Raw genomic sequence first — 6,004 nt, 5'->3', positions numbered from 1 at the left:
CGCGGGCATCGACGGGGCCCTTGCCGCCCGCGAGCCGGTCGTCGAAGAGACTTCCGAGCGAATCCCGCTGGCCGAGCGAGACCGTGTCCAGCTTCCCGAGATCACGCTGCCGGTGGATCTCACCGTCGAAGAGCTCACCATCGAGGCCTTCGAGCTCTACGGCGCCATCGACTATCGCGTCGAGCGCTTCGCGCTGGCCGGTGCCTTCATCGAGCATGACCTGACCCTCGATTCGCTCTATGTACTGACCCCGGACGCCGAGGCAACGCTTGCAGGGCAGGTGCGCCTCGCCGATAGCTACCCGCTGGACGTGACCCTCGACACCACCCTCTATCTTCCCGAGCGCTTTCCCGAGCTCAGCGGCGAGACGCTGAGCCTTGCGCTCTCCGGCTCGCTCGAGGATCTGAGCGGCGCGATCGAAGCCGACGGCGTGGTCGCCGCGACCCTGGATATGGATGCGGACGTGCTCGACCCGCGCCTGCCGTTTCGCCTGCACCTGCAAGGGCAGCGCTTGCAGTGGCCGCTGAGCGCGCCGGAAAGCGAAGCCACTCCCACCGGGCTCGACAACGTGGATCTGCGCGCCGAAGGGAACCTCGAGGCATTCACTGCCACCCTGAACGGTGAAGGGATCGTCAACACCCGGCTCGAGGTACGCACCGACATCTACGACCCGGCGCTGCCGTTCACGGCGCGGCTGCAAAGCGAGCGCCTGCAGTGGCCGCTGGTCGTGCTCGATGACGCCACCGAGCCCTACGTCGTCGAGGGGTTGGACCTGCGCGCCAACGGCGATCTGGATGCCTTCGACGTGGCACTTGACGTCGACGTTCAGGGGCCCCAGGTGCCGGCCACCTCGCTGAGCCTCGAAGGCGACGGCACCACGAGCTTCTTCAACTGGTCGTCGCTGGTGGTGCGCCTCGACGAAAGCGTGATTTCGAGCCAGGGACGGGTGAGCTGGGCCAACGCCATCGCCCTGGACGCGCGCCTGCGCCTGGATGACGTCGACCCGTCGCACTTCGTCGAGGGGCTCGACGGCTCGCTCGACGGCGACATCGACCTGGACGTGCTCCAGCAGGGCGAGCGCTGGCTGATCGACGTGCCGGCACTCGCCATCGAGGGTGAGCTGCGCGACTATCCGTTGACCCTGAACGCCGCGCTGCGCGCCAACACCGACCTGGAAGTGGACATCGACGAGCTGCGCTTCACCCAGGGCCAGAATCGCCTGACCGCCCAGGGCCAGGCGAGCCAGGCAGCGCTGTCGCTGGATGCCAGCATCGCGTTGACGGACCTGGCAACCCTTCACCCCGAGCTCGCCGGGCGGCTGACCGGCGACATCACCGCGCGAGGCAGCCTCGAGCAGCCGCGCCTGGACGCCACGCTCCAAGGCCAAGGGCTGCGCTTTGCCGATAACCTGGTGGAGCGCCTGACCCTCGATGCCGACATCGCCGGCATCGACGACCCGCGCCTGGACGTGAACCTGCGCCTTGGCCGGGTGATCGCCGGCGGGCAGGGTCTCGAAAGCGTCGCCCTGGCCCTGCAGGGGCGGCTCTCACAGCACCGTTTGACGCTCGACGCCCAGGGCAGCGATGGCAATGCCTTCAGCCGTGCCGCGCTGGCCCTCGACGGACGCTTCGACCAGCCGGGGCAGTTCTACCAGGCGCGAATCACGCCCGTGGAAGTGGATGCCGAGGCCGGCGACATTCGCCTGGAAGCACCGCTCGACCTGCGCTACAACCTCGCCAATGGCCAGGCGCGGCTGTCGCCGTTCTGCCTGCGGCGAGTGCAGGGCGGCCTGGTCTGTTCCACCCAGCCCATCGAAGCCTCGGCTGAGCAGGGGCGGGCGGTACTGACCCTGCGCGAAGTCCCGATGGAGATGCTCGAACCCTTCCTGCCCGAGCAGTGGAGCTTCGACGGCGACACCACCGCGGACCTGAATCTGGCCTGGAGCCAGGGGGGAGCGCGCTTCCAGGCGGACCTGGGACTCGAAAGCCGGCTCGCCATCACCGCGGTCAACGACTACGGCCAGCCGGTTCGGCTGCCGGTGATCGACTTCAACGCCCGGATCGAGGCCAACCAGGCCCAGGCCAATGCCAACGTGGTGCTGTCGCTTTCGGACGCCGGCCAGATGACCCTCGATCTGAGCGTCGTCGATCCCATCGGGCGGGGAGCGCTCAGCGGCGAGCTGCGGGCGAGCGATCTGTCGCTGTCACCCTATCGTCCGCTGGTCTCCCAGCTCGACGAACTGCAGGGCGAGTTGAACGGTGTCGTCCAGATCGGCGGCACCACCGCCCAGCCGGATCTGCAGGGCCAGCTCGCGCTGCGCGGCGTGCGCGCCCAAGGCCCCGACATTCCCGTGCTGGTCAGCGACGGCGAGCTGGTACTGCGCTTCAACGGCGAGCGGGGCGACATCAACGGCTTCCTCGCCGCCGAGCGCGGTCGCCTGAACATCACCGGCGATGCCTTCTGGCCCGCCGACGAGCCCTGGCGCATGGGCATCGACCTGAACGCCGTCCAGGAGCCGCTGCTGGTGGTGCTGCCTCAGTTCGGCCGCCTGGAAGCCGCGCCGGACATTCGCATCCGCATCAACCCGGACATGCTCCAGATCCGCGGCAACGTCGACATTCCCTGGGCCCGGCTCGAGGTAGGGCGGCTGCCGCCCTCGGCGATCAAGCCAAGCGGCGACGAGATCATCATCACCGAGCGCGAGGATCGCGAAGCCGAGCGTCAGGCCCAGCTGCGCGCGGCCAGCGGTGAAGGCCCGAGCACTTCAGAAGAGCTCGCCCAGAGCGGCATCGACCTGGACCTGCTGATCACCGTGACGCTCGGCAGCGACATGCACTTCGCCGCCTACGGGCTGGAGTCGGGTCTTGCCGGCAGCCTCGAGGTTCGTCAGGAGAGCGGGGTGCTGCAGCTGTTCGGCGAGGTGAACCTGGTCGACGGTCGCTTCCAGGCCTTCGGCCAGGACCTGCTGATTCGCCGCGGCCAGCTGATCTTCAGCGGACCGCCGGGACTGCCGGTGCTGGACTTCGAGGCGATTCGCAACCCGGACATCACCGAGGACGACGTGATCGCAGGGCTGCGTGTCACCGGTACCGCCGAGGAGCCGAACGTGGCGATCTTCTCGGAGCCTGCCATGCCCGAATCCAGCGCGCTCTCCTACGTGCTGCGCGGCCGCGCCCCGGACGCCTCCGGCGGCGGGATCGACAGCGCCCTGACCACTGCGCTGATCGGCATGTCACTGGGACGCACCGGCGGTGCGGTCGGCTCCATCGGCCAGGCCTTCGGCATCGACGATTTGACCCTCGATACCACCGGCGCCGGCGACGATAGCCAAGTCGCGCTGAGCGGCCAGCTGACCGATGACCTGCGTATCAGCTACGGCGTGGGAATCTTCTCGCCGATCGCGGAACTAACCCTACGCTACACGCTGTGGCGTAATCTCTACCTTCAAGCGGTGACCGGCACGAGCCAGGCGGTGGATCTGATCTACACCTTCTCGCGGCCCGGTTCGCCGACCATCTTTCCACGGCAGTAAGAGGGCACCATGACACTATTTTCGAAGACATCGGCATCACTGCCCGGCCGTGATACGCCGATCGCGACCAGCGAAAGCCATGCCGTCAACGGCAACCCGCTGAAGCCACCGTTCCCGGAAGGCCTGCAGGAGATCGTGCTCGGCATGGGCTGCTTCTGGGGCGTCGAGAGGCTCTTCTGGCAGACCCCGGGAGTTTTCGTCACCGCCGCGGGCTACGCCGGTGGCGAAACGCCCAACCCGACCTATGACGAGACCTGCACCGGGCGTACCGGCCACACCGAAGTGGTCCGCGTGATCTACGACCCGAGCCAGGTGTCGCTTGCCACGCTGTTGCAGATCTTCTGGGAGCAGCACGACCCGACCCAGGGCAACCGGCAGGGCAACGACATCGGCAGCCAGTATCGTTCGGCGATCTACACTACCGATGATGCCCAGCTGCATGAGGCGCAAGAGAGTGCCAAGGTTTTCCAGGCGGCGCTGGACGCGGCAGGGCGCGGCCGCATCACCACCGAGATCCGCCCGCTCGAGGCGTTCTACTACGCCGAGGGGTACCACCAGCAGTACCTGGACAAGAACCCGAACGGCTACTGCGGGCTGAAGGGCACCGGCGTCACCTGCCCGATCGGCTAGGCGGGATGGAATCAAACAGTCAAGCGGCAAGGAGTCCTTATGTCAGCGCAAGCTGAATTCGATTACGATCTACTGGTCATCGGTGCCGGCTCCGGTGGCGTGCGCGCGGCGCGCATGGCCGCAGCTCGCGGCGTGCGCGTGGCCATCGCGGAAGACCGCTACCTCGGCGGTACCTGCGTCAACGTGGGCTGCGTGCCGAAGAAGCTCTACGCCTACGCCGCTCACTTTCGCGACGATTTCGACGATGCGGCGGGCTACGGCTGGCAGCTGCCGGGGGCCGCGAGCTTCGACTGGGCGACGCTCAGGGACAACAAGGTCAGCGAGATCAAGCGCCTCAACGGCATCTACCAGCGCCTGCTCGAAGACGCCGGCGTGACGCTCTACAACGCCCGCGCCACGGTGGTGGACGAACACACCGTAGCGCTCGCCTCGGCCAAGGGCGACAGCACGGTCAGCGCCGAGAAGATCCTGCTGGCCACCGGCGGCTGGCCCTTCGTGCCGGACTTTCCAGGAAGCGAGCACGCCGTGACCTCCAACGAGGTGTTCGACCTGGAGAGTTTTCCTAAGCGTTTTCTGGTGCTGGGCGGCGGCTACATCGCCGCCGAGTTCGCCAGCATCTTCAACGGGCTCGGCAGCGACACCCATCTGATCTACCGCAAGGAACTCTTTCTGCGCGGCTTCGATGACGAGGTGCGCGCGTTCACCCGTGACGAGATGCGCAAGAAGGGCGTCAACCTGCACTTCTCGGCCAATATCGAACGCATCGACAAAGGCGAGGAGGGTCTTGCCGTCACCCTGACCACCGGGGAGACGCTCACGGTGGATACGGTGCTGGTTGCCACCGGGCGCAAGGCCCACATCGACGGTCTGGGCCTGGACAACCTCGGCATCGGGCTCAACGACCAGGGCAAGCTCTCGGTCAACGAGCGCTTCGAGACAAGCGTATCCTCGGTATTGGCGCTGGGCGACCTGATCGAGGGGCCGGAACTGACCCCGGCGGCGCTGGCCGAGGCCATGCAACTGGTGGAGCACCATTACGGTGATACCACGCCGGCGCCGCTGGACTACGAGCGCGTGCCCACGGCGGTCTTCTGCCAGCCCAACATCGGCACCGTCGGGTTGACCGAGGAGGCCGCTCGCGAGCGGTGCTCGGGCATTCGCGTCTATCGCACAGACTTTCGACCGATGAAGCATACGCTCTCCGGCAGCGACGAGCGCATGTTGATGAAGCTGATCGTCGACGATGAAAGCGACGTGGTGGTCGGTGCGCACATCGTGGGCGAGGAGGCCGGCGAGATAATCCAGAACGTGGGCATCGCCGTGCGCGCCGGGCTCACCAAGGCGGATTTCGACCGCACCCTGGGCGTTCACCCGACCGGCTCCGAGGAGCTCGTCACCATGCGGTCTCCGTCTCGACGCTAAACGCGGCTTTCGACCGAGTGACACCCGCTACGCGCGGTCATCGTGTCCATTTCATTTCCAGGCGAGCGCAAGCTCGCCTTTTTTATTCCCGCTTTCCAAGGAGTTGGACTAGACTTTTTTCCATGCGGCGCAGTTGCTCGCGGCGGTACAGCTTTTTCGACCACGATATAATCTAAAATTATAGAAAATTGAGATTAATATAATAGGGAATTTGAGATGCTAATAATCGACTGTTATAATGGCTACCAAATTCGCTACAGCGAAGCATAACCATGAGTATGCCCCAAACCCCGTTCACCCCCTCGTTCGACCTTGCGCGTCCTACCGTCGCCGATGCGGTCGTCGGTAGCGACCAGGCGTCGCTGTTCATCCGCAAACCCAATGCCGACGATGGCTGGGGAATCTACGAACTGGTCAAGG

General features: G+C 66.0%; 3 protein-coding genes and 1 pseudogene. All 4 read left to right on the top strand.

Annotated features, from left to right (window positions below):
• A partial coding sequence (locus BIS11_RS09195) for a translocation/assembly module TamB domain-containing protein (protein WP_367399203.1) occupies window positions 1-3,532 on the top strand: 3,532 nt, incomplete at its 5' end.
• A gap of 9 nt (window positions 3,533-3,541) precedes the next feature.
• Complete coding sequence (gene msrA, locus BIS11_RS09190) at window positions 3,542-4,162, top strand: peptide-methionine (S)-S-oxide reductase MsrA (protein WP_253422812.1); 621 nt, start codon at window positions 3,542-3,544, stop codon at window positions 4,160-4,162.
• A gap of 39 nt (window positions 4,163-4,201) precedes the next feature.
• Window positions 4,202-5,584 carry a glutathione-disulfide reductase gene (gorA, locus tag BIS11_RS09185; protein ID WP_253422797.1) on the top strand — a complete coding sequence of 461 codons (1,383 nt, stop codon included), beginning with the start codon at window positions 4,202-4,204 and terminating at the stop codon, window positions 5,582-5,584.
• Between the two features lie 272 nt (window positions 5,585-5,856).
• Window positions 5,857-6,004: pseudogene (locus BIS11_RS09180) on the top strand (diaminobutyrate acetyltransferase); the annotation flags it as partial.

Origin of the sequence: Halomonas sp. 707D4 (genome assembly GCF_024158685.1) — a bacterium.
Classification (GTDB): Bacteria; Pseudomonadota; Gammaproteobacteria; order Pseudomonadales; family Halomonadaceae; genus Vreelandella.
The sequence above is the reverse complement of the archived record's forward strand: the minus strand, read 5'-3'. Positions and strand labels throughout refer to the sequence as shown.